This window comes from Albibacterium profundi, from assembly GCF_042159835.1.
Lineage (GTDB): Bacteria > Bacteroidota > Bacteroidia > Sphingobacteriales > Sphingobacteriaceae > Albibacterium > Albibacterium profundi.
Genome location: NZ_JBBVGT010000002.1, coordinates 2,001,738 through 2,025,334, shown reverse-complemented (window position 1 = coordinate 2,025,334; position 23,597 = coordinate 2,001,738). Strand labels below are relative to the sequence as shown.

At 41.4% G+C, this 23,597-nt stretch carries 23 protein-coding genes; 6 read left to right on the top strand and 17 right to left on the bottom strand.

The genetic code is table 11. From position 1 onward, the window contains the following. Window positions 1–79 precede the first annotated feature (79 nt). A complete protein-coding gene (locus WKR92_RS10535) occupies window positions 80–298 on the top strand; it encodes a hypothetical protein (protein ID WP_375557792.1) in 219 nt (72 codons plus the stop codon). Between the two features lie 3 nt (window positions 299–301). On the opposite strand, the gene WKR92_RS10530 is transcribed toward WKR92_RS10535, so the two are convergent. From WKR92_RS10530 to WKR92_RS10515, 4 genes are all read right to left on the bottom strand, one after another. Next, entirely contained in the window at window positions 302–1,231 is a 930-nt protein-coding gene (locus WKR92_RS10530; protein WP_375557791.1) for a helix-turn-helix domain-containing protein, read from the bottom strand. A gap of 266 nt (window positions 1,232–1,497) precedes the next feature. Further along, the gene (locus WKR92_RS10525; protein WP_375557790.1) at window positions 1,498–2,490 is read right to left on the bottom strand and encodes an acyl-ACP desaturase; all 993 of its coding nucleotides are present in this window, start codon (window positions 2,488–2,490) and stop codon (window positions 1,498–1,500) included. Window positions 2,491–2,538: 48 nt separating this feature from the next. Next, window positions 2,539–3,906 carry an efflux RND transporter periplasmic adaptor subunit gene (locus tag WKR92_RS10520; protein WP_375557789.1) on the bottom strand — a complete coding sequence of 456 codons (1,368 nt, stop codon included), beginning with the start codon at window positions 3,904–3,906 and terminating at the stop codon, window positions 2,539–2,541. 20 nt (window positions 3,907–3,926) lie between these two features. Then, window positions 3,927–5,288 carry a TolC family protein gene (locus WKR92_RS10515; RefSeq protein ID WP_375557788.1) on the bottom strand — a complete coding sequence of 454 codons (1,362 nt, stop codon included), beginning with the start codon at window positions 5,286–5,288 and terminating at the stop codon, window positions 3,927–3,929. A 64-nt stretch (window positions 5,289–5,352) separates the two neighbouring features. On the opposite strand from WKR92_RS10515, the gene WKR92_RS10510 reads away from it, so the two are divergent. After that, window positions 5,353–5,964, top strand: a complete 612-nt coding sequence (locus tag WKR92_RS10510; RefSeq protein ID WP_375557787.1) for a polysaccharide deacetylase family protein — start codon at window positions 5,353–5,355, stop codon at window positions 5,962–5,964. Here WKR92_RS10510 and WKR92_RS10505 read toward each other — a convergent pair whose 3' ends face one another. The 10 genes from WKR92_RS10505 to radC all read right to left on the bottom strand — a co-directional run bounded on the left by WKR92_RS10505 (window position 5,965) and on the right by radC (window position 16,870). Further along, window positions 5,965–6,738: a DUF4249 domain-containing protein gene (locus tag WKR92_RS10505; RefSeq protein ID WP_375557786.1), complete on the bottom strand. Its 774-nt coding sequence runs from the start codon at window positions 6,736–6,738 to the stop codon at window positions 5,965–5,967. 3 nt (window positions 6,739–6,741) lie between these two features. Beyond that, window positions 6,742–9,072 carry a TonB-dependent receptor gene (locus tag WKR92_RS10500; RefSeq protein WP_375557785.1) on the bottom strand — a complete coding sequence of 777 codons (2,331 nt, stop codon included), beginning with the start codon at window positions 9,070–9,072 and terminating at the stop codon, window positions 6,742–6,744. A 17-nt stretch (window positions 9,073–9,089) separates the two neighbouring features. Further along, window positions 9,090–9,608, bottom strand: a complete 519-nt coding sequence (locus WKR92_RS10495) for a hypothetical protein (RefSeq protein WP_375557784.1) — start codon at window positions 9,606–9,608, stop codon at window positions 9,090–9,092. A gap of 75 nt (window positions 9,609–9,683) precedes the next feature. Continuing rightward, entirely contained in the window at window positions 9,684–10,685 is a 1,002-nt protein-coding gene (locus WKR92_RS10490) for a glycosyltransferase family protein (protein ID WP_375557783.1), read from the bottom strand. A 28-nt stretch (window positions 10,686–10,713) separates the two neighbouring features. Beyond that, on the bottom strand, window positions 10,714–11,232 hold the full coding sequence (locus WKR92_RS10485; RefSeq protein ID WP_375557782.1) for an Mpo1 family 2-hydroxy fatty acid dioxygenase: 519 nt from the start codon (window positions 11,230–11,232) through the stop codon (window positions 10,714–10,716). A gap of 1 nt (window position 11,233) precedes the next feature. Continuing rightward, complete coding sequence (gene rny / locus WKR92_RS10480) at window positions 11,234–12,787, bottom strand: ribonuclease Y (RefSeq protein ID WP_375557781.1); 1,554 nt, start codon at window positions 12,785–12,787, stop codon at window positions 11,234–11,236. Between the two features lie 230 nt (window positions 12,788–13,017). Continuing rightward, entirely contained in the window at window positions 13,018–13,308 is a 291-nt protein-coding gene (locus WKR92_RS10475; protein WP_375557780.1) for a cell division protein ZapA, read from the bottom strand. 33 nt (window positions 13,309–13,341) lie between these two features. Then, the gene (locus tag WKR92_RS10470; RefSeq protein WP_375557779.1) at window positions 13,342–13,650 is read right to left on the bottom strand and encodes a hypothetical protein; all 309 of its coding nucleotides are present in this window, start codon (window positions 13,648–13,650) and stop codon (window positions 13,342–13,344) included. Window positions 13,651–13,661: 11 nt separating this feature from the next. Next, complete coding sequence (gene pheT / locus WKR92_RS10465; protein WP_375557778.1) at window positions 13,662–16,052, bottom strand: phenylalanine--tRNA ligase subunit beta; 2,391 nt, start codon at window positions 16,050–16,052, stop codon at window positions 13,662–13,664. Window positions 16,053–16,117: 65 nt separating this feature from the next. Then, on the bottom strand, window positions 16,118–16,870 hold the full coding sequence (radC, locus tag WKR92_RS10460) for a RadC family protein (RefSeq protein WP_375557777.1): 753 nt from the start codon (window positions 16,868–16,870) through the stop codon (window positions 16,118–16,120). A 52-nt stretch (window positions 16,871–16,922) separates the two neighbouring features. On the opposite strand from radC, the gene WKR92_RS10455 reads away from it, so the two are divergent. Beyond that, on the top strand, window positions 16,923–17,774 hold the full coding sequence (locus tag WKR92_RS10455; protein WP_375557776.1) for a 3-keto-disaccharide hydrolase: 852 nt from the start codon (window positions 16,923–16,925) through the stop codon (window positions 17,772–17,774). 102 nt (window positions 17,775–17,876) lie between these two features. Here the strand turns inward: WKR92_RS10455 and rpsT are convergent, their stop codons facing one another. Further along, a complete protein-coding gene (gene rpsT / locus WKR92_RS10450) occupies window positions 17,877–18,131 on the bottom strand; it encodes a 30S ribosomal protein S20 (protein WP_375557775.1) in 255 nt (84 codons plus the stop codon). Between the two features lie 112 nt (window positions 18,132–18,243). Here rpsT and WKR92_RS10445 point away from each other — a divergent pair, with 112 nt between their 5' ends. Then, complete coding sequence (locus tag WKR92_RS10445; RefSeq protein WP_375557774.1) at window positions 18,244–19,131, top strand: zinc dependent phospholipase C family protein; 888 nt, start codon at window positions 18,244–18,246, stop codon at window positions 19,129–19,131. 49 nt (window positions 19,132–19,180) lie between these two features. Further along, complete coding sequence (locus tag WKR92_RS10440; protein WP_375557773.1) at window positions 19,181–21,043, top strand: TonB-dependent receptor plug domain-containing protein; 1,863 nt, start codon at window positions 19,181–19,183, stop codon at window positions 21,041–21,043. On the opposite strand, the gene aroB is transcribed toward WKR92_RS10440, so the two are convergent. Next, window positions 21,038–22,096: a 3-dehydroquinate synthase gene (gene aroB, locus WKR92_RS10435; protein ID WP_375557772.1), complete on the bottom strand. Its 1,059-nt coding sequence runs from the start codon at window positions 22,094–22,096 to the stop codon at window positions 21,038–21,040. The genes WKR92_RS10440 and aroB overlap by 6 nt on opposite strands. A 15-nt stretch (window positions 22,097–22,111) precedes the next feature. After that, the gene (locus tag WKR92_RS10430) at window positions 22,112–22,318 is read right to left on the bottom strand and encodes an RNA-binding S4 domain-containing protein (RefSeq protein ID WP_375557771.1); all 207 of its coding nucleotides are present in this window, start codon (window positions 22,316–22,318) and stop codon (window positions 22,112–22,114) included. A 70-nt stretch (window positions 22,319–22,388) separates the two neighbouring features. On the opposite strand from WKR92_RS10430, the gene WKR92_RS10425 reads away from it, so the two are divergent. Continuing rightward, a complete protein-coding gene (locus WKR92_RS10425; protein WP_375557770.1) occupies window positions 22,389–23,597 on the top strand; it encodes a proline dehydrogenase family protein in 1,209 nt (402 codons plus the stop codon).

The window sequence follows — 23,597 nt, the reverse complement described above, 5'->3', positions numbered from 1 at the left end:
AGTTATGTATATTTAAACAAAATCAGGTGGTTGACGTTCTTTTCTATAAGGGTGAATAAAAACTACTAAGAAAACGAAAATGGAAAATAAAGAAAAAAACACGCCAGATCCGGCAAAAAGAGAGAAAAGACAAGGACCTGATTCAATAGCCGACCGTGAGCACACCGACCTGAAAACACTAAAGAAGAATCAGGGGATACCTAACAGTGGCGGTCAGGGAGCAAATCAAACAGACAATAAGCAATCGAATGTCAATCGCGGAAATCAGAGTCCGGAAAAACGAGGAAAGGAAAATTAACTATCACTTCACTTTGGTGGGGGGATAGCCGAAATACTTTTTAAACGCAGCGCTAAAATGGGTAGAATACTTATATCCAAATTGCTGAGCGATGGCGCTTATTTTTTGATCGCCCTGCATCAATATTTTCTTTGCCTGCTCCATCCGGTATGCATTCAAATACCCAAAGACAGTCATTCCGAATACAATTTTAAAATGCCTCTTTAATGTCGCATCATTGGTTCCTACCGTATGAGCCAGACCCAATAGACTAAATTTTTTGTGTGGGTTCCGCTCTAAAATCTCCTTTACTTGATACACGCGTTTTAACTCGTCATTTTTTAATGCGTGATCAGCGCTGCCTTCACGTCCCAAATTCTCACACTGTTCTAACTGTAAGCTGAGCAATTCCAGGACCTTAGCATGAAAAAATAAACATCGACAATCATCTTTGCGAAGACAAAACAAAATCTGATGGATAATCTCCTTCATCCCGATGGTCAGGGTATTGTAACCAGACGTCAGCATTATCGTCTCTTGTGTGTCTATTTTCACCCTCAAGCTATTCAAAACCGTATTCTCTTTCGGCAACAAATCAAGAAATAATGGAGCATCAACATGGATCACCATGACTTCACATTCATTATCAATTTTTTCGGAAATTAAATTTGAACAGTTAGCTGGAATAAAAAAGAGACAATTCGACTCATGGTGTGCATGAAAGGAGCTAGCTTTTTTATGATTTTGCCGAAGAGCTCCACGCATACAGAAAAACATTTGAAGAATCGGCGTTGTTTGCTCCGCCCTAAGCCAATTTTCAGCATCCCCCGGCTGACTGGTATACCAAATATGAACTCCTTTGAATGTAAGATGAGAACCGCTCTCTTTCTGATTTAGGGTGGTTGATCTAGATTCTTGTGTTTGTCCTTCAAATATATCTGTATCTTGCCTCATTGATCAGTATTCCGTTTTACAGTCTATTTTTTCATATTCAGCTGTTAGCTATTGATAAAGTCTCATATTTATATGTAGTTTTTATTTAGACTGCATATAAATAGACACAAATATAACTTTTTATAGCAATATCTAAAGCCTTGGTATTTTTTATAAAAACAAGCACTTCGGTTCAATAGGACAAAGAAACTTTATCCCGCTAATAAGCTATCTAGAAGGATCTAACGATAAGAATAAAAAACGAATAAGGAAGCTAGCTTGTTGACCTAGGCATGAATCCATTTAAATTTATATTCAATATTGGGAATACGAACTCGTTCAGCGACGCGCAATAAACGATCAGGAAGATTTACAACATAATCTCGAGCCTTTTCTCCCGCCTCATTTAGATTTCGCATCGATTCAACATTCCATTCGGTAATCAGTGTTTTCATGATATCAACATAATCGACCGAAGTATAAACACCTAAACGCTGAGCAGCATCTGTGAAGTGTCCGAATGTTTGGCCGATATTCATACCCATTTCTCTTAAAAAATGTGCAGGCATCACAATCTTATGCCTCATCATATCAGCAAATGCAACAAGTACTTCATTGGGGTCTACCTCCGAGGCTTTCTTGATAAAAGACATGTAAGCTTTCGCATGCCTTGCTTCATCGGCTGCAATAACTCCACACATTTTAGCGAGCAGCTTGTCGCCCGATTGCTTAGCTAAGCCAGCTACTCGTCTGTGAGAAACATTGGTAGCTAATTCTTGGAAAGAGGTATAGATAAAATTACGATAGGGATCATGACCCGTACCAATCTCAAAGCCGTCTTGAATCAGGTACTGTGTAGACATTTCCATTTGTCGCATATCCACCCGCCCAGAAAGATATAGATATTTATTTAACAAATCTCCGTGACGATTTTCTTCTGCGGTCCAGGCTCTTACCCATTTCATCCAACCACCCTGTCCGTTCTTCGAGACATCTTCAACCATAGTTAACCAAGACTCGTATGTGGGAAGAGCCTCTTCTGTGATTGTGTCGCCAATCAAGACCGCTACCGTATCATAGGAAAGCTCCTTTGCAGATTCTTGAAGATCTTTAACCTCTTCAAAGAACGTATCTCTTGATGCATCTGGTAGAAAATCGGCTGGTTGCCACATCTGTTCCACAGGCTTCAGATACTCGCTCATCTCATTAAGCATAAATGGCTCAAGATAGGCCATTACTTCTTTCCGAGACCCTACATGTATTGGTTCTTGTTCTTGCATAGATAGAACAAAGATACAGAAAGCACTTTAAATTACAGAAAAAATAGCTTAGAAAAGCTCTTCCTGCTTCACTTTCTCAACGCTTTGTCCGTCCTTTAAGGTTTTTGAAATCGCAGTAAACGGACTCACAACAACCTCGTCATTCTCTGTTAAACCAGTCAACACACGAATGTATTTATCATCTTGAATGCCTGTTGTCACCTCAACCTGATGAACTTTTCCATCGCGGTAGACGAACACCACTTCTTGAATATCACCCGCCGCTGCTGTAGTACTGGCACTGTCAGTTCGCGATTCCGTTTCCGTCGACGTTGTATCAGCTTGATCTTTAGCTTGTTTACTACCAGCTTCACGCTCTCGCGTTGTTACCGCCTGAATTGGAACCGTTAGACCATTGTCTTTTTGTGTATGAATATCTACAGTAGCTGACAATCCCGGCTTGAACGGTGAGGTCAATAGGTTTCCGTCTGTACCCAAGTCTTCATAAGAATCTCTCAATATTCGCACTTTTACACTGAAATTGGTTACCTGTTCAGTCGTCGCCGTCGCCAAATCATTCGCTGAGCTGGCAATCTCTGTTACGATTCCTTTAAACTTCCTATCTCTAAATGCATCTACCTCAATCGTAGCTTCATTATTTACAGCAACTCTATTAATATCATTCTCGTTCACATCAACATTCACCTCCATTGACACCATGTTTGCAATTCGCATAATCTCTGTACCGGCCATCTGTGCAGTACCCACCACACGCTCCCCTAACTCGATACTCAATAGAGAAACAACACCATCCACAGGCGCGTAGATTGTTGTCCGCGCCAAATTATCAGCCGCTTCCTTGACCATTGCCTGAGATTGATCAATACCATAACGCGTACCTACAACATTCTGCCGTTGAGCTTCAAGGTTAGCTTTGGCACCCAAATATTCAGAACGAGCAGTTTCGAATTCCGCGATTGAGATCACTTTCTTATTAAAAAGCTCTTCGTTTCGTTTAAAATTTGACTCGATATTCTCAAAGGAAGCTTCTGTTTGCTTCAGTTGCTCCTGCGCGGCGGCCAATGCTGCTTTCTGCGCATTTAGAGAAGCTACGGCACGATCATAACCAGACTGTAAGATATCCGGCTTAACCCGGCAGAGAACATCCCCTTGTTTAACAACATCGCCCTCGTTGACATTGAGCTCCACAATCTCTCCTGAAACTTCCGAACTTAATTTCACCTCCGTTTCGGGTTGAATTTTTCCACTGGCGGAAACGGTCTCATTGACTGTCCTTTTTTCTACTTTCTCCGTAGCCACCTTTGTAACATCGCCCTGTCCAATCCAGCCCATTTTATTGGCAAGGATCACAAAAACAAGTAACACGACCAAGCCAATGATTACATATTTGAGTTTACTCTTCTTCTTCGTTGCCATAGTATTATCTAGTATAGGTTTTAGTTGAATGTGATCGGTTTACCAAGATAGAAATCGATCACCTTACTTCTAAATATCAAATTATATTTTGCCTGAATCAAATCGAATTCAGCTTTATTCATGTTTGTTTGCGATGTATTCAATTCAATTGAATTGGCGAGGCCGACATCATAACGTTGCTTTATCACCTCAAAAGCTTGCGCCGATGCCTCAAAAGCTTGCTCATTAGAATGATAGCTTTTCTCCGCAGCACGCAGATCTACAACCGCCTGATGAATAATCTTACTTAAGTTATTCGCTGCCTGCTGCTCGCCTAGCAAGGCATTTTCATAAGAAATTTTAGCTTTCTTCACCGCGATGCGTGTTTGAAAATTATTGAAGATTGGAATCGAAAGTGACAGGCCAACAAACGTACTGAAGTTATCATCCACCTGTTGGTGGAAAGGCTTCTCTTCGCCAGTCGTAAAATCCCTATCGGCCGAAGAATAACCACTTCCTAAGCCTCCACTTAAGCTCAACGTTGGGTAATATCCGCCTTTTACAATATCGATATTCTTTTCAGCCGCCAAGGTATTGTAAGTCGCCTGCTTAATTTCAGGGTAAATCGACTTCGCCTCTGCGTAAACCTCTTCTGGAGAGTATGCGGTCGTTACGTTTTCAAATTCTGGTAAAGGAGGTTGTTCTAAAGTAATCTCGGTTGTAGGGTCCAGTTCCATCAGCTGTTTTAGGTCAAGAATGGAAATCTCATACGCATTTTGAGCTGAGGTAACATTCAATTCATCCGTAGCAACCTGACTTTTAGCTTGTGACAAATCGGCCAAGGTCTTGTTTCCGACCTCAAAGTTGATTTCTTCAACCTCAAGTTGTGCCTGTGAGAGTGCTAATTGTTGCTTCCCGGCGGTCAATAAATCCTGATTGGTTAAAGCTTCCAGATAGGTTGTTACCACTGCCAATACCAAGTCGCTTTGAATCCGCTCCTTATTGCTCTGATCGGCCAATAACAGATACTTGTTAGCCGCTACTTGGTTGACACGCTGAAATCCCTGAAAAATAGGAACGGATGCATTGACGCTTCCATTAAGAGAGGTGATCGACTCTGTTAAGCCCCCGGTTAATTGGTCAAAACTCTTTCCCCAGCGTAAGTTTCCATCAACACCCGCATTCACCCTCGGATAAAAATTCATCTTAGCTTGCTTCACATCCTGTTCGGTCAAAGCAGCTTGGAACAAGGCCTGTTTCACTTGCAAATTATTTTTTTGGGCTAGATCAATAGCCTCTCTCAACGTTATAACTTGCTGTGCATTTGCATGAATTGATAAAAACCCTAAAAATAGAAAAGCAAATGAGGAGATATATTTTATATAATAACGACTACTCTTCATGTGATATATTTATCTGATTCAAAACTAAACTCTTCCATTCCTATTCTTATATTTGCTAACAAACATGTGGTATCCTATAAAATCACCTTTTTGGCTTCATTGGTTGTATCCTCGACTTCTTTGGCATCATCGCAGGGATGTTCCACATTTATTTTTAACGTTTGACGATGGGCCCATACCAGATGTTACACCAGAGATCCTAAATATTTTAAAAGGATATGACGTCCGAGCTACTTTTTTTTGTGTCGGAGATAATATAAGAAAGCATCCCGATATTTTTCAGCGGATTTTAGATGAGGGACATCGTGTAGGCAACCACACCTATAATCATCTCAAAGGGTGGAAAACACCATTCGGTGAATATCTGAAAAATGTCGAAGCTTGTAATCAACTTACACAAACCGATCTTTTTCGTCCGCCCTATGGTCGCGGGACAAAAAAACAATATCGGGAACTAGAAAAACAGTACAAAATTGTCATGTGGGATGTTATGAGTGGCGATTTCGATCCCGGTATAAGTCCCGATCAATGCCTGAAGAATGTATTGAATCATACCGAAAATGGCTCCATTATCGTTTTCCATGATAATATCAAAGCTCGCGAGCGTGTTTTATATGCACTCCCTCGGGCTATCGAACATTGGCTAGAGCAAGGTTATACCTTTAAAACACTCTAATTATTCCATTATAAAATAGACGCTGTTTGCAGCATAGGTGGAAAAGTACCCCAATGCACCATTGCTTATATTAGATGGTGGGTTGCCAGGAGAAGCCGATGCTCCGGTCTGAGACTGAACCCCCTTCCAGAAATTGTAGCTCCCTTCATTGATATTTCTGAGTTCGATAACAACACTGTCTAGCGGATTCAAGTTCAATTCGAAGTCATCTAAATTGATGGTCACGTATTTTCCATTGTTAAACTTGTCATTGTATAAAAACAACGACGGCACTACTTGATCATTAATTTCCAGCTGAAAATAGTAATAATTAGTTTCCGCTGGAGGATCTTGAAACAGCACTAGAGGAGTTCGTCGAACTTCATCAAAAGAAACAACGCTAACACCCGTTGAATCTACCCGAATCACCTCAGGCATTTTTGAGGTCGACTCATAGGTTTCCTCATCATACTCCACCCGCAGAGAATACGTAGTACCCGGACGACCCTTAAAGTTATTAACAATGTATCGACCTTCTTCTATTTCCCGAAGCTGTTTCCACGCTTCGTCACTCTCCCGAAGAAAAACCTGAGCGCCACCAACCGGCATTTTCCGTAGCTCAGAATCAAAAGAAACCGTCTGTGATAGCTTGACCTCCTGCCATTCTCTCAGATTACTTACCGTTCCCTCAATCATGAGAACCGGCTCTGAATCTCGTAGTTGTAAGTCGATCACCTCTTCACAGGAAGAAAAAAACAAACACGAAATGACGATCAGACCGAGCAGCTTCTTCATATTCTAAAATTTAAAATTCCATGTAACTGAAGGTATCATACCGAAAAGTGCAATCTTATAAGCTTCGGTTTCATTCGCTTCATTTTCTCTAAAATCGATTATATAGGCGTTCTTCCTACTATACACATTATACAGCCCGAAATCCCAAGTAGATTTCAATTTACCGTCCGACTTCGGTTCGTAGGTAAAACCAATATCTAGGCGATGGTAGTCCGGCATTCTATAACCGTTCCGCTCAGTATAATACCATACAGGTCTCCCATCCGCAATATATTTGCCGCTCGGGAACGTAATGGCATTGCCCGTGCTATAAACAAACGTACTTGATATACTCCAACGGTCGTTGAGCTCATACATTCCTACCACAGACAGATCGTGGGTACGGTCTTGCCGCGCATTAAACCATGCCCCATTGTCAATATCATCAAAGCTCCGTTCGCTTTTCGACAACGTATAGCTGAGCCAGCCGTTCAACCGACCCGTATGTTTCCGCAGATATAATTCTAAACCATAAGCCCTGCCATCACCGTATAGCAAATCTGCTTCAACATTCGGATTCGCTTGAATATCTGCATTAGTTTTAAAATCTATCTGGTTAGACACCTCCTTATAATAAACTTCCGCAGAGAATTCATATTGATTATCACTGAAATTCCTGAAATAGCCAACAGCGCCCTGACCAGCTAACTGCGGTTTAATGTTCTGACTAGTCATCACCCAAACATCCGTAGGCAATGAAGCTGTCGAGTTGCTCAATAAGTGCAAGTTCTGGCTGTTTCTATTGTACGAAGCCTTTAAACTCGATTGGTCGTTCAATTTAAAATTAACCGAGATTCGCGGCTCTAAAGCTAGATATTGCCTAACTACAGAAGCATCATCATGATACTCCGTATCAATGATATCACCGTCTGCATCATAGCGATGAAACGTTCCAGGTCCCAGCGCCATAAAACTTGAAAGCCGCAACCCATAAATCGCGCTCAAGCGTTCAGACACCTTCCAATCGTGAGAAATATAAGCATCCAACTCCAACCCTCTTCGCGGCTCCGACCCAATGGAAGCCAAGGTAGTTGTATCTCTCGAAATAAAGTCGGCCGGACTCACCTTCTGATTCAGGACATTAAACCCGAAGAATAATGAATGATTATCCCGCGCATAATATTGGAAGTCTTGTTTTAAATTAAAATTATCAACCAGCGATGCGATGTTAAAATTCGCGTCCTCGTCAAATACATCTACATTGTAATTAAATCGACCGTAGATTAGTGACGTATTCGAAAACAAGCGGTTATTAAAGACGTGATTCCAACGCAGGGTAGTCGTAGCATTTCCCCAATCAAAACCAAACATATCGGCATAGCCCAAAACATCTTTACCGAAGTAACCCGACAGGTAAAGGGTATTTCTCTCATTGAATTGGTAATTCAGTTTTAAGTTCAAATCATAAAAATAAAGCTTGCTATTATTGACCGTAGAATCCGGTGAAAGTTTCAAGAACAGATCTGCATAGGTTCGGCGACCGCTGATGATAAAAGAACCTTTGTCTTTTTTCAAAGGTCCTTCCACAGCTAAGCGCGAGGCAATGAGCCCTAGTCCACCCTTAGCGCTAAACTTCTTCTTATTCCCGTCCAACATATGTATGTCTAGAACAGAAGCCAGTCGACCGCCATATTGAGCAGGCATCCCTCCTTTGTACAATGTCACCTCTTTAATCACGTCTGAATTAAAGGTGGAAAAGAAACCAAAAAGATGTGAAGCATTATAAACGGTAGCCTCATCAAGGATAATCAAATTTTGGTCGACCGCCCCTCCTCGAACAAAAAAGCCACTATTTCCCTCACCACCGGATATCACTCCTGGTAAAAGTTGGACTGTTTTTAGAATGTCCTTTTCTCCAAAGAGCACCGGTACTTTCAGGATATCCTGAACCTGGAAGTTATTAGCACCCATGATGGGCGAGTTAATATTTTTTGATATTGAATTCGCATTGATCTCAACCGCATCGAGCGTCGTCGCAGACTTCAACGAAATAGAAAAGGTCGTATCTTCTGTAAGAACAATCTCTTCCGTTTTCGACTCATAGCCGATAAAGCTTATTACCAGATCATATTCGCCCGGATCTAACGTTAAGGAAAAAAAACCGTAACCATTTGCAACCGTTGCACTTTCACCAGCTCGCACCGATGCACCAATAAGAGTTTCGCCTGTTTCAGCATCACGAATCGTTCCGCTGATCGAGTGTTGCTCCTGGGCAAACGCCGGCGGAACAAAGACAAATAAAGCAATGACTAAAAGAAATCGTACAATACTTCTCGAAAATAATATTCTTATCATTTCCCCAAAAGTAGTCATTAGTCCAGAATGTTACATTCTATTCGGTCTAAAACACGGGTGTTTTCAAAACTAATCTCACTTCGGTCTGGGTAGACATATACACCGTCCACCTCTTCTGTCTCCCCTTTGCCCAGAAAATATTGGTCGTTTTGCTTTAAAAAGACCCTTTCTACTTTGTTCAGGGTACCCTCGGCTTGGTACTCATGAACAAGGACTAATGTATCGCCTATGATCTTTCCACTTACCTCGCCGCTACTACTATCCATCTGATAATTTGCGAAATCCAGTTTCCCGGTAACCGACAGCTGCTCATCTATCTCAATATTCAATTTCAGTGAATCTCTGCCATCCACCTCCAAATAGCATTCACGAACAATGACCCCGTTGTTAACCTCCCCGTCTATTCCATGAAATACAGTATCCATATTCGCAGTATCTGCATTCAGATTGTCTTGTTCTTTGGTGTCTTGCTGATTAGACTGACAAGCGAAGAGCAGCATGATCAATCCGAGCGGGGCTATCCTTAACTTATTCATAATTTCTTTGTTAACGTTGAATTTCCTCCTATACACAAAGCTGGCAGCAAGTATTACGCCATTTCACTTAGGTTCTTATGAATAAATATTATTTGCATGTCGCTCCAGAATAGATTGCACAATCGTATCCGCCTCATCATCATAATTCACATTAACTATTTTATCACTTTGCAGCCAATCTCGGATGTATACATCATTCTCTGGTTTCGTATTTCGGATCACGGGGACACCAATATCTCGTAAGGCAGCAGCATTCAGATGTTGTTCATATTGATTCTTCATGGGAATTACCAGCAGCTTCTTCTTTAAGAACAAGGCTTCTGCAGGCGTTTCGAAACCAGCACCACACAATACCCCTTCAGACTTAGCCATACTCTCAATAAACAGCGTATTGTCTATCGGTTGAAAGAAAATATTCTTTTCTCTGAACTTCCGCTTATTATGTTTCGAGAAAACTTCCCATTCAACATCTGGGAACCTAGATAGGTATCCGAGTAACGCCTCGTCGTCATAAGAGGGTAGATAAACCGTGTAATGGCCATTATTAGACCGCTCCTGCTCTCGCACCTGCTGTCGTATGATGGGTGTGAAGATATTATCTGCATAAGGCTTAAAATGAAACCCATACGCTTCGTCATGCGGCGCATAGTGCTTCAAAATAAATTTCCCTAAGCGATCCACCTCCTCGGTTTTCGGAGCTGAATGATGGACAGCCGCCGCCTGATGGCTCAATCCGATACAGAATTTTTCCTTCAAGTTACAAGCCCAAGAACTCACAGGTTCAAAGTCGTTAATTACCAGGTCATAATCTTGTACCGGACATGCATTAACTTCTTTAATAAACAAACGAAACTTGGAATGGATAAAGGTTTTCCATAGATCAACACCGCCATGCTTACCAAAAATAAAGCTTAATCCATTGAGGCGGTATTTTACGTCAAAAGGAAGATTAATATCAGCTTGGGTTCCGCTGACTAGTATGTCGACATTTGCATGTTTACGTAAGCAAGGAACCATATCCATGGCTCGACACAGATGGCCGTTTCCAGTACCTTGAATAGCATATAAAACATTCATCTTCCCTATCTATATCAATAAGAAATATCTAATATGGTATCTTCAATTTCCGATAAAGTTTAGAAAGCAACCATATGGGTCCAATGAGAAGAAACTTCAAATCTATCAAAAACGAAGGCTTCCTACCTTCAATTTTGTGCCCAACAAATTGTCCGATCCATGAAAGTACAAATATCAACGCACAGACTGCCCATACTGGCCAACCACCAGCTGCCTCCCAGTATTCTAACTGAACAATAAAATAACTGTAAAAACCAATCACAAACAGCATCCCGTAAGACAGTGTAGGTGACAGTTTCAAATAGTAATAGATTACAAAAGCAATTAAAAATGAAGCCCAGTTCACAAACCCATTCATCGAACCCAGCCATGATATATGCGGAAAGGGAATCATCCATACCAGACCGAGAATACTAAAAACAATCAGAGGCACGCAGATCCAATGGATCAACACATTCGTAGAGTTCCGATGACTATGCTCGTATTCGGCGAACAGCCTCTCTAGTTTATCAGCCGTCTCATCTTTTTGCTTTTTCTTACTATTCATTCTATTTTGCAAATGAAACCGACCGTGTCTCTCTGATAACAGTCACTTTAATCTGTCCCGGATAGGTCATCTCCGTCTGAATTCTATTGGAAATATCGGCAGCTAATATTTCAGATTGCGCATCAGAAATCTTCTCGCTTTCGACCACTACTCTCAATTCACGACCCGCCTGGATGGCAAAAGTCTTCTCCACTCCGGGGTATGATAGAGCTAATGATTCTAAATCTTTAAGTCGCTTAATATAGCTTTCCACTACTTCCCTTCTTGCGCCCGGCCGTGCACCTGATATTGAGTCACATGCTTGAATCACAGGAGAAATCAGCGAAGTCATTTCTATTTCATCATGGTGCGCTCCGATAGCATTACAAACTTCCGGATGCTCTTTGTATTTTTCAGCTAATTGCATTCCCAACAAGGCGTGAGGTAGATCTGGATTATCATCAGGCACCTTCCCAATATCATGCAACAATCCAGCGCGTTTTGCTAACTTCACATTTAGACCTAACTCTGCCGCCATAGTTGCACAGAAGTTTGCCACCTCTCTTGAGTGTTGTAAAAGGTTTTGTCCGTAAGACGAACGGTAACGCATTCTACCGACCATACGAATCAGTTCAGGGTGTAGACCGTGAATTCCCAAATCAATTACTGTACGCTCACCAATTTCCACAATCTCTTCTTCAATCTGCTTTTTTGTCTTCGCAACAACCTCTTCAATACGTGCAGGGTGAATACGTCCGTCAGTTACCAGTCTGTGCAGAGCCAATCGAGCGATCTCACGACGAACTGGATCAAATCCAGAAAGAATAATCGCTTCAGGTGTATCATCAACAATAATTTCGATACCTGTAGCCGCTTCCAGAGCGCGGATATTGCGTCCTTCCCGCCCGATAATCCGACCTTTTATTTCATCGCTTTCTATATGGAAAATAGAGACTGTATTCTCGATTGCACTTTCGCTCGCCTGCCTTTGAATTGTCTGGATAACAATCTTCTTAGCTTCCTTGCTAGCCGTTAACTTAGCTTCTGCAACAATATCTTTGATTTCACTTAGAGCCTTCGTTCTCGCTTCTTCGCGTAAATTACTTACCAGTTGGTTTCTAGCGTCCTCAGCAGAGAGTCCAGCAATAGACTCCAGCTGCTTAATATGCTGACTCTTTAGCGCTTCAACTTCTTCTTGGCGCTTTTGATTAAGCTCTACTAAGCGTTCAAGGTTCTTTTTCTGATTTTCTAACTCCTGACCTTCTCGGTTTATTTTTTCAAGACGCTGGTTAGCATTTTGTTCTTTTTGTCTTAGATTATTTTCCCGCTGGTTTAGCGTGTTATTACGTTGACTAACTTCTTTCTCGTGTTCTGATTTTAATTGAAGGTATTTTTCCTTTGCTTCTAGTAATCTATTCTTCTTTAAGTGTTCAGCGTCTTGTTCTGCTTCTTTTAGAATCTTCTTTGCTTTGTTCTGAACAGATATTTCTTGCTTTCGAAACACCTTTCTAAGCAGATATCGGCCTATTACGAGACCTATTATTAATCCTAAAACTATGTATAGTATTATTTCCATTTGATTATATATTAAAGTATGTCGTAACAAAAAAAAGCCACAGCAAATTTAAGGTTTCATGTATTAAAAACTTCTCTTTTACAGGATTTGCGTTTTGATCATTTCCAGATGAACAAGTCAAATGGAATACACCTCATTTTCACGCATGTAATATTGAAGCGTTAAGTTTTTAATAGTAAAACCTACATTTAACTGCGGCTAAACTCTTATGGCTCTATTTTAAAGAACGATTATTCGCTAAAAAAATCGGACAGAATCTCATCAAGCTGTTGAACTTTCTTTGCAACATCCTTGTCCTCATGCTTTGAGGCCTCTTCCGCTTTCAATGTCGCTGTTGCGTAATGCAAAACGCACATCGAAAGTAAATCCTGTTTATCACGTACTGCGTAGTTTTCTTGAAACTCCTTGATACGATCATTTATTAGCTTAGCAGCCCTTCTTATAATCTCCTCTTCCTCTGTAGTGATACGAAGAGGGTATATCCGATCTGCTATATTTATTTTTATGGAAATTTCTCCCATTTTCGAGCCTTGTTCGCCGGCAATCTGCCGCGTTTATTTTAATAACAAAATACACTTGTCAATTTCACGCACAAAATCGTCAATTTTTTGCTTTATGCCAAGGTTTTTTTCATTTAATAATTCCGCACTCTCGTTTAATCCATCCAATGTACGGGCAATTCCCAATGCCTTAACCTTCTCTTCTAAGCTTTTGATCTTTTCCGAGCTCGTTTCCACCGCCACTTGCAAAGACTGATTTTCTAATTTTAATAAATCATTCTCCTCCTGTAATGTAACACACAGGTCGATCATTTTAGCAGATCGATTAACAATACGGTCTAGTTGCGCAGAAACAGTTGGCATATCGTCGTTAATTATTTTCGTATTTCAGCTTTCAGTTCTTTCTCAAAGTTAAGTATAAATTTCTGAATGATGGAATCAATATGTTTATCAGTTAAGGTTTTTTCCTCATCTTGGAACACAAAACTCATCGCATACGATTTTTTCCCCTCTGGAAGTTTATCTCCTTTGTACACATCGAAAACATTTACATTCTTCAATAGCTTACGCTCCGTTTTTTCAGCGAGGGTCTTTAGTGATGCGAAACTAACCGTTTCGTCAACCAGAATGGCTAAATCTCTGCGTACCGAAGGGTACTTCGATACCTCCTTGTAAACAATTTTATTTTTACGAATAGCCTTTATTATTGAATCCCAATGAAATTCCGCGTAAAACACGTCTCCTTGCACATCAGTCAACTTCAGCGCCTTCTTGTCTACTGCGCCAAAAGTAACAAACTCATTTGGGCCGCGATGGTATGTCAAACCATAAGCTAACCCAGCAGTCGTCGAATCTTGTAATGGTAGATTCTCTAATTTCAATCGCGAGAGCAGACCATCTACCACCCCTTTGATATCAAAGAATGAAACCTTGTTGGAATCATGATTCCATTGCTCGCTTGACAAGCCGCCAGTCATAAGTAAACTTAAACGCTTATGTTCATCATAACCCGTTTCCGCTTTAAAATAGACGTTACCAAACTCAAACAGTCGCAGGTTAGGATATTTTCTTTTCTGATTGTGAGCTACAACCTCTAAACCGGAATACAGCAAGCTTTGCCGCATGGTATCCAAATCACTGCTCAATGAATTCAAAATCTTAACAGCTCGGTCGGTATCAACCGCATATGCAGCCTTTGCAAGTGAGTTATTCAATATCTCGTGAAAGCCATTTCCGATCAGCAAGTCGGATATCTGATCTTGCACCGCATCCTTATCCGGTTTCGGCGATGTATTCAGTGAAGCTTTAATCTGCTTTTTTATCTCAATATTATTATAACCGTATATCCGAAGAACCTCTTCAATAATATCTACCTCTCTGGTCACATCAACCCGATACGGCGGAACTTGCAGATCCAAACCCTCTTCGGTATTTGAAATCACTTTAATATCCAATGATTCGATAATTGTTTTAATCTCTTCGTTGGGGATCTCCTTACCAATCAGATTACGAACGCGATCATAGCTGATCGAGATTTTATATGGCTCAATCGGGTTTGGATAAATATCAGACATCCCTCCTACAACCTTTCCTCCTGCTATTTCCAAGATCAACTTAACCGCTCTTTTCAAAGCAAAACCCGTTATATCCGGATCTGTTCCTCGTTCAAAACGGAACGACGCGTCGGTCTTTAAACCATGATGTTTAGCCGTTTTTCTGACCGATACTGGATTAAAGTAAGCACTTTCCAGAAACACCGTCTTTGTTTCAGCCGTCACTCCAGAGGACAAGCCTCCGAACACACCGGCAATACAGAGCGGCTTTTCTTCATCGCAAATCATCAAATCCTTGTCGGTAAGCTTCCGCTTCACCTCATCCAAGGTTACAAATTCAGCACCTTGAGGCAGCGTCTTTACGATAATATGCTTACCCAATACCTTATCCCCGTCAAAGGCATGCAGCGGCTGTCCTATTTCATGAAGCACATAATTAGTGATATCAACAATGCTATTGATAGAACGCACACCGATACTCAGAAGTCGATCCTTCAACCACTGTGGAGATTCACCGACTGTAACCCCTTCAATCGTCGTCGACGTATAACGTGGGCAAGCATCCTTGTTTTCTACACTAACCTTTATCTCGGGCTCTCCGCCATCAAGTTCAGCTACTTCCGGCCACCTAAGCTCACTGCGTAAATAAGCAACAATATCCCGAGCCACACCTATGTGGGAAGCTGCGTCTGCACGATTTGGTGTCAGTCCGATCTCAAAAACATAATCGTCCTGCAAATTAAAATAATCCTTTGCCGCTGTACCCACAACCGCATCCTCCGGAAGAACCATAATTCCGGCATGAGAGCCTCCTAAGCCAATTTCATCTTCTGCACAGATCATACCTTCCGATGCTTCCCCTCTGATCTTGGCTTTTTTAATTTTAAAAGGATCACCTTCAGTCGGGTAAATCGTCGTACCCACGCCCGCTAATATAATCTTCTGCCCTTTCGCTACATTTGGAGCACCACATACGACATTCAGCACTTCCTGACCGTTATTGACAGTCGTAACCTTTAATTTATCGGCATTCGGGTGTGGTTCACAAGTCAAGACCTCAGCAACGACCAAGCCTTCAAGACCGCCCGGTATGCTTTGGTTTTTTTCCAGACTCTCCACTTCCAAACCAATATTTGTCAATATTTCTGAAAGCTCTTCAGGTGATTGATCTATCTTTAAAAAGTCTTTGAGCCAATTATATGAAATTCTCATTCGAGTATGTGCTATAAATATGATATGATGTGCAAAGATATAAATTCATGCTAAGTTTGCAGAATTTAGAGCTCCCCTTCGTCAGAAAAACTATAATAAGAATGATTAGCAAATATCACATGATCTAACACCCTAATATCCAGCAAACGTCCACCTTCAACGATCTTCTTCGTCAGCCTCCGGTCCTGATCGCTCGGCCTCAAATTACCTGAAGGATGATTATGGCTTAAAATGATAGACGCTGCTCTATACTGCAACGCCGCCTCAAACACAAGTTTAGCATCTACTACGGTGCCGGCTCGACCTCCTTTACTAATCAAATGTACCCGTTGAACCCTATTTGCCTGATTTAATAACAGAATCCAGAACTCTTCATTATCCAGATCATTGTATTTAGATTTCAGTATATCAAACACATCCCGACTGGTTGTTATCTGTCTACGCTGTATTTCGGGAGTATCCTGCCTTCTTCGCCCCAACTCCAACGCCGCCACAATGGCGATCGCTTTCGCCTCACCAATCCCTTTAAATTTGCATAGATCTTGTACTGTTAATTTCGAGAGCTCATTCAAATCGTGACTAGCTTCAGACAAGATCCGTCTGCTCAGCTCCACAGCCGATTCATTTCTTGAACCACTGCCAATCAAAATAGCGATCAGCTCCGCATCTGTCAATGCACGCCGTCCTTGAGCCAAAAGCTTCTCCCTCGGCCGATCCTCTTCTGCCCAGCTACGAATAGCCATATGCAGAGGCTTTTCATACGTTTCCATAATGCTGACGAAGATAGCCAAGGAAAGTATAAAAGCGAAATTTGACAATTTGAAGCAATATTAAGTACCAAAATCTATATCTTCACAACAAATTAACATTATGAAAAAAATAGTACTCTTATTAGCGGTCGCCATTACCGCTGTATCTTGCGCCAGTATAAGCAATACAAAAAAATCGGATGAGCTCCAATGGGAGAGCCTTTTCAATGGTAAAGACTTAAACGACTGGGTTGTCAAAATCAACAAGCACGAGGTGAATGATAATTTCGCCAACACCTTCCGTGTTGAGGATGGCTTACTCACAGTATCCTATGATGGTTATGAGAACTTCGATGAGAAGTACGGCCACATTGCCTACAAAAAACCATACTCTTATTACCTACTTAGGATTGAATACCGCTTTCATGGCGACCAGGTTGCCGGCGGTCCCGGTTGGGCATTCCGTAATAGTGGCGCCATGCTACATGGTCAGGATCCCTTCACGATGTTAAAAAATCAGGATTTCCCTATTTCAATTGAAGGGCAGTTCCTCGGCGGTGATGGCACGAATGAACGCAGCACAAGTAATCTATGCACACCCGGAACCAATGTGGTTCTCGACGGAGAACTTTACACACCTCACTGCGTGAACTCCAGTAGCGAAACCTTTCACGGCGACCAGTGGGTACAGGCCGAATTCCTAGTATTAGGTGATTCTATTGTACATCATATCGTTGAGGGCGATACCGTGTTAACCTATGAAAAACCACAAATCGGTGGCGGTGGTGTTGACTTCTTCGATGAAAAAGTAAAAGAAGATGGTAAGCTACTTTCTTCTGGTTATATCTACTTGCAAAGTGAAAGTCATCCAGTAGATTTCCGCAAGGTAGAGATACTAGACTTAGAGCCGTATAAAAATAATCCTGAAAAGATGAATGAGATACTTGCCAAAGTCAGAGAGCAAAAGCAGTAGTTCTCCACAAAAAATAGATAACAAGAAAAGGGCTGCCGTATTGGCAACCCTTTTTTTATCACTTAATTCATTGCAATCAACTTACAATGAACTAACATATCTTTATGACAAGGTATTAACGAATTTCGTTAATTTTGATTTATTGTTTGATGCTTTCTTTTTGTGAATAACATTTTTCTTTGCTAGACGATCTAACATAGAAACAACAATTGGCAATTGCGTAGCCGCTTCTTCCTTCGAAGTAGTTGCACGTAATCTCTTAATTGCATTACGAGTTGTTTTAGCTTGGTAACGATTTCTTAAGCGCTTCGCAGCGTTTGCTCTGATTCTCTTTATCGCTGATTTATGATTTGCCATTTTTTAGCTTGTTTATCCAATTATGTTTTTCGGACTGCAAATGTAGCATGAACATTTTAAATTATCAAACTTTTTAGAAAATTATTCTTTTGAAAAATGCCTTAACCTTGCTATGTTAGCAGTTTTGGTTTTCGAGATGCGATACATCTTCATTATTTATTGTTTAGCTGTCGTCCTAGTTGTAACACTAAGCTCCTGGGGTTTTCACGCACATCGCGTGATCAACCGATCTGCCGTCTATACCTTACCTACATCACTTGCTCATTTTTACAAGCTTCATATCGAATTTATTAGCGAAAACTCGGTCAACCCCGATAAGAGGCGATATGTAAGTCCCAATGAAGCCGAACGCCACTTCATTGATATCGACACCTATGGACCAAACCCGTTCGATAGCATACCCAAACGCTGGGAAGATGCCGTTGCAAAGTTCTCTGAAGATAGTTTACGAAAACGCGGCATTGTTCCTTGGCAAATTCACCTCAGTTACTATCAACTGGTAGAAGCTTTCAAAAAGAGAGATATCGATCGAATCTTAAGAATTTCTGCCGATATCGGACATTATATTGCTGATGCCCATTCTCCACTGCACACCACCCAAAATTATAATGGACAACTCAGTGATCAGGAAGGAATACACGGTTTCTGGGAAAGTCGGTTGCCCGAACTCTTTTCACATCAATATAATTACTTCGTCGGTCGCGCAAGCTACATTGAACAACCTCTATCCTATGCCTGGAAGATCGTTGAAGATAGTTCTCGGCTGACCGACACGCTCCTCTACACCGAAAAGATCCTGAACGAGAGCACCTCACCCGATCAAAAATTCATATATGAAACCAGAAACGACATCCTGATACGAACCTATTCAAAAGGCTATTCCACCAAATACCATCAGGCACTCGATGGTATGGTTGAAAAACAAATGCAGAAGTCGGTACACGCCATCGGCAGCTTCTGGTATAGCGCATGGATCGATGCCGGCCAACCAGCATTATAGAGTTTTATTTTCCGAAAATATCGTTACTTTTGGCACTCAATTTTTGACTATGATAAGAAAACTACTCATTACTGTCGCCGTATCCGTGCCTTGTTTAGCAGCAGCTCAGATAAGCTCAGAAGCCAGCGATCAAACTTTAAACGAAGTTGTCATTACAGAGAACAGGTTACAACTTCCCTTCACCGGTCAAAACCGAAACATACAAATAATCGATAAAGAACAAATTAAGGCATTGCCGGCACAATCGGTCGCCGAACTATTAACTTATGTATCCGGAGTCGACGTAAGGCAGCGCGGTCCATGGGGTGCCCAAACAGATATTAGTATCGATGGGGGAACCTTCGAACAAACCATTATCCTCTTGAATGGAGTAAAAATGGTAGACCCTCAAACCGGTCACAACACCATGAACCTGCCAGTATCCGTCGGCATTATCGAGCGAATTGAAGTACTAAAAGGTTCTGCAGCACGCATCTATGGCATAAATAGCCTAACTGGGGCAATCAATATCGTAACCGTAAAACCAGACCGAACGGGCATAGAGGCCCAAGTAAACGCCGGCACTAATTTTAAGGATAACGAAGAAAATCCGGATAAAATCTATTCTTCAAAAGGTATTCAATTAGCCGGAAGCTATGCCGATGAAAATCAGAACCATCTCCTCTCAGGAGATCTTCAAAGCGGTTCAGGGCACCGTTATAATACCGCCTTCAAAAACCACAAGCTGTTTTATCAAGGCAATATGCAGCTAAGTTCACGCGATCGACTCTCCGTTATGGGCGGCTATATTTACAATAATTTTGGCGCCAATGGATATTACGCATCTCCCATTGATAAAGAAGCTTTAGAAATTGTTCAAACAGGTATTGGCTCTATTACCTATTCAAATCAAGTGAACGACCGATTAACGATTTCCCCCCGCGTAAACTATCGTTACAACTACGATGATTATCGTTTTTATCGCGACGACCTATCCACAGCTAGAAATCAACACTACACCCATGTTCTTAGCCCCGAATTAAATGCAAATTATCGCACCGACTTTGGCGATTTCGGATTCGGAGCAGAAGCGCGATTTGAAAAGATTAACAGTTCTAATATTGGCGATCATACACGTAAAAATGTGGGTATTTATGCTGAGTTTGGCACCGAGAAAATTCAAGACTTCCAGATCAACGCGGGGGCCTATGTCAATTATAACAGCACCTTTGGTTGGCAGGTTTATCCTGGACTAGATGTAGGCTACAGCATCAATCAATTCTGGAATTTATACATCAATACAGGTACAGGCCAAAGAATACCCTCTTTAACCGACTTATACTATGACACACCTAGCAATGTTGGTAATGAAAATCTTGAGCCCGAAAATTCATGGTATGCCGAAGGAGGCATCAAATTTAACAATAGCAAACTCCGACTAAATGCAAGCTACTTTCATCGCGCGGTCGATAACTTCATCGACTGGGTACGCATGAATGCAGAACAACCTTGGCATTCCGAAAACTTTTTAAAAAATACGGTTAACGGACTTAACATGAGTGCCGACTATCGCCGCCAATTAAATCAAATCCATTTGATGGCCGGCTTATCATATACCTATCTAGACCCCGTATTAGAAAGCAAACAAGCTGAATCCAATCTATCAAAATACGCTATCGAAAGCCTACGTCATCAATTAGTTGCAAAAGCGACCCTTGGTTACAAAGACTTCAATATTACAGTAACCGAACGCTTTCAAGAGCGAATCAATTACAAAAGCTATTTCATTACCGATGCCAGGGTGAGTTACCAACTGGGTTCCTATGCCGTCTTCGCTAATGCAAGCAATCTGTTTGACACCGAATACATCGAAGTTGCCGCAACACCTATGCCCGGCAGATGGTATAATCTCGGTCTGAAAGTTAGCTTATAACGACTGATAATAGGTAAATGCTTCTTTGATTTTATCTTCCTCAAGATACAGGTTGAAGCTGCATTTACCTATTTCTGTTAATAGCGAAAAGCCAATTTTACCCCCTACATTCTTCTTATCATTCTTCATGATTGCCAGCAAAGCATCAAAACTTGCTGACTTCAATTCGTATGCTGGGAAAACCGACTGAATATATTGAACGATCTCCGCCAACTGGTCGGCAGCTAGCCCTTTATACGCGTGCGAAAGATAAGCTTCACAAATCATCCCAATGGCAATCGCTTCACCATGCAGTAGCGGATCAGAATCATTCTCAATCGAATACGTTTCCACCGCATGCCCAATGGTATGTCCAAAGTTCAAAATCTTTCGTAAGCCTTTCTCCTTCGGATCTTCCATCACCACCTCATTTTTAATCTCCACCGAGCGGTGGATCAACTCAGCACTTGGATTTTCAAAATCGAAAGCTTTTAGAGCTTGGAAATAGTCGCCATCAAAGATAAACCCATGCTTAATCATTTCGGCAAAACCAGAAATAAGCTGGCGTCTATCCAGCGTCTTCAGAAAGTCGGTATGAACATAAACAGCTTGCGGCTGCGTAAAAGTCCCTATAATATTTTTAACAGAATCCAGATCAATTCCCGTCTTGCCACCCACTGAAGCATCCACTTGCGAAAGCAAGCTTGTCGGAATCTGAATAAAATCAATTCCTCGCTTATAAGTAGACGCTGCAAAACCACCCATATCCGTCACCACACCACCACCTAGGTTAATCATTAAGGAATTTCTCTCCGCTCCAAAATCAAGCAACATTTTCCATACCCCGATACAGAAGTCGATATTTTTATTTTCCTCTCCCGGATCTACTTCAATAATATCATAGCTAAAATCGGTCGGCATCAACTTGGTAAATACAGGCAGGCAATACTCGCCCGTGTTCCTGTCAGTTAGAACAAATACTTTGTCATATTTTCTTTCCTCCAATAAACTCACCAAATGCTCAAAACCATCGTTAAAAACAACCGAATAATCTATGCTTTGTAAATTTCTCATTCTACCTTAAAAAACTTAAATCACCTTAATCACGCGCCCTGCAAACTCCACTTTCGTTCCGGGGCGCACTTTAAACCGCTTCCGCAATTCCACCTCTCCATTGCACGTCACCAGACCTTCAGTTACAACTGCCTGAGCCTCACCACCATTTTCCACTAAGCCAGTTGCTTTTAATAAAGAAATTAAGGGAATAAATTCAGCGTCAATTTCAAATTCAATCATAGCGTCGAAGTTACAAAAAAGGCTTAAATTCGCTGGCTTTTTTACACCATTTTATTTTTAACTTTGCTCAATGAAAACGAACCCTTTAGTAGTCACAGAAAATAAACAAAAATTGTCGTTTGACAATACTGAGATTGCGTTCAAGAGTAAAACAGATACTGACCTAAAACAGGCATACTGGTTATTCAAGCTTATTGCAAGCAATACGCTCGTTAAGATCGGTAGTCCCCTAACTAATTTGGCCTTAAAGATCGGTTTGCCGATCAAAGGTATTATCAAAAAAACAATATTTCATCATTTTTGTGGGGGCGAGACGATCCAAGACTGCGAACAAGCTATAGAATCACTTGCCGAATATAATGTCCACACCATTTTAGATTATTCTGTAGAAGAAGAGGCAACGGAGGCTGCATTTGATGCCACTTGCCAAGAAATCCTTAGCACGATTGCGCGGGCAAAAGACGACCCAAGGATTCCTTCCTCTGTATTTAAACCTTCCGGATTAAGCAGAGTTGAACTCATCGAAAAGATCAACAATAAAGAAGAGCTGAGTCCTTCCGAAGTACAAGAGTTCGAACGTGTTAAACAACGAATTGATCTTATCTGCAGAACTTGTTATGAAAACGACCAACTCGTGTTAATCGATGCCGAGTTTTCATGGACTCAAGACGTATTTGATGATATCGCACGTGAGATGATGCAAAAATACAATCACGAGCGGGCCATCGTTTATAACACTTACCAACTTTACCGCCACGACAAGCTAGCCTCATTAAAGGCCGACTTTTATTATGCTGATACGGCCGGCTTCTACTTAGGAGCAAAATTAGTGCGTGGTGCCTATATGGAAATCGAACGTGAACGTGCTGAAGAAAAAGGCTACCCATCCCCTATTCAACCAGACAAAGCAGCGTCCGACAGAGATTTTGACGCAGCCATCCTATTCTGTTTAGACCATCTAGATAGAATCGGTTTTATGGCTGGAACGCACAATGAAGCAAGCTCTCAACTATTGACCGAAGAAATGAACAAGCGTGCTATACAGAATAGCCATTCAAACATTTACTTTGCGCAACTCTTAGGCATGAGTGATCATCTAAGCTTCAATCTTTCTGCAGCGGGCTACAATGTTGCCAAGTACATGCCTTATGGCCCTATCGTTTCTGTAATGCCTTATCTGATGCGACGCGCACAAGAAAACACATCGGTAGCCGGACAAACCAGTCGCGAGCTCAGCTTAATTACCAAAGAAATCGAAAGACGTAAAGAAAACAGGTAA

What these genes read in the sequence shown, in the direction of transcription:
- WKR92_RS10535 (WP_375557792.1), top strand. Translation starts at nt 80, where the DNA reads ATGGAAAATAAAGAAAAAAACACGCCAGATCCGGCAAAAAGAGAGAAA.
- WKR92_RS10530 (WP_375557791.1), bottom strand. Translation starts at nt 1,231, where the DNA reads ATGAGGCAAGATACAGATATATTTGAAGGACAAACACAAGAATCTAGA.
- WKR92_RS10525 (WP_375557790.1), bottom strand. Translation starts at nt 2,490, where the DNA reads ATGCAAGAACAAGAACCAATACATGTAGGGTCTCGGAAAGAAGTAATG.
- WKR92_RS10520 (WP_375557789.1), bottom strand. Translation starts at nt 3,906, where the DNA reads ATGGCAACGAAGAAGAAGAGTAAACTCAAATATGTAATCATTGGCTTG.
- WKR92_RS10515 (WP_375557788.1), bottom strand. Translation starts at nt 5,288, where the DNA reads ATGAAGAGTAGTCGTTATTATATAAAATATATCTCCTCATTTGCTTTT.
- WKR92_RS10510 (WP_375557787.1), top strand. Translation starts at nt 5,353, where the DNA reads ATGTGGTATCCTATAAAATCACCTTTTTGGCTTCATTGGTTGTATCCT.
- WKR92_RS10505 (WP_375557786.1), bottom strand. Translation starts at nt 6,738, where the DNA reads ATGAAGAAGCTGCTCGGTCTGATCGTCATTTCGTGTTTGTTTTTTTCT.
- WKR92_RS10500 (WP_375557785.1), bottom strand. Translation starts at nt 9,072, where the DNA reads ATGATAAGAATATTATTTTCGAGAAGTATTGTACGATTTCTTTTAGTC.
- WKR92_RS10495 (WP_375557784.1), bottom strand. Translation starts at nt 9,608, where the DNA reads ATGAATAAGTTAAGGATAGCCCCGCTCGGATTGATCATGCTGCTCTTC.
- WKR92_RS10490 (WP_375557783.1), bottom strand. Translation starts at nt 10,685, where the DNA reads ATGAATGTTTTATATGCTATTCAAGGTACTGGAAACGGCCATCTGTGT.
- WKR92_RS10485 (WP_375557782.1), bottom strand. Translation starts at nt 11,232, where the DNA reads ATGAATAGTAAGAAAAAGCAAAAAGATGAGACGGCTGATAAACTAGAG.
- rny (WP_375557781.1), bottom strand. Translation starts at nt 12,787, where the DNA reads ATGGAAATAATACTATACATAGTTTTAGGATTAATAATAGGTCTCGTA.
- WKR92_RS10475 (WP_375557780.1), bottom strand. Translation starts at nt 13,308, where the DNA reads ATGGGAGAAATTTCCATAAAAATAAATATAGCAGATCGGATATACCCT.
- WKR92_RS10470 (WP_375557779.1), bottom strand. Translation starts at nt 13,650, where the DNA reads ATGCCAACTGTTTCTGCGCAACTAGACCGTATTGTTAATCGATCTGCT.
- pheT (WP_375557778.1), bottom strand. Translation starts at nt 16,052, where the DNA reads ATGAGAATTTCATATAATTGGCTCAAAGACTTTTTAAAGATAGATCAA.
- WKR92_RS10455 (WP_375557776.1), top strand. Translation starts at nt 16,923, where the DNA reads ATGAAAAAAATAGTACTCTTATTAGCGGTCGCCATTACCGCTGTATCT.
- rpsT (WP_375557775.1), bottom strand. Translation starts at nt 18,131, where the DNA reads ATGGCAAATCATAAATCAGCGATAAAGAGAATCAGAGCAAACGCTGCG.
- WKR92_RS10445 (WP_375557774.1), top strand. Translation starts at nt 18,244, where the DNA reads ATGTTAGCAGTTTTGGTTTTCGAGATGCGATACATCTTCATTATTTAT.
- WKR92_RS10440 (WP_375557773.1), top strand. Translation starts at nt 19,181, where the DNA reads ATGATAAGAAAACTACTCATTACTGTCGCCGTATCCGTGCCTTGTTTA.
- aroB (WP_375557772.1), bottom strand. Translation starts at nt 22,096, where the DNA reads ATGAGAAATTTACAAAGCATAGATTATTCGGTTGTTTTTAACGATGGT.
- WKR92_RS10430 (WP_375557771.1), bottom strand. Translation starts at nt 22,318, where the DNA reads ATGATTGAATTTGAAATTGACGCTGAATTTATTCCCTTAATTTCTTTA.
- WKR92_RS10425 (WP_375557770.1), top strand. Translation starts at nt 22,389, where the DNA reads ATGAAAACGAACCCTTTAGTAGTCACAGAAAATAAACAAAAATTGTCG.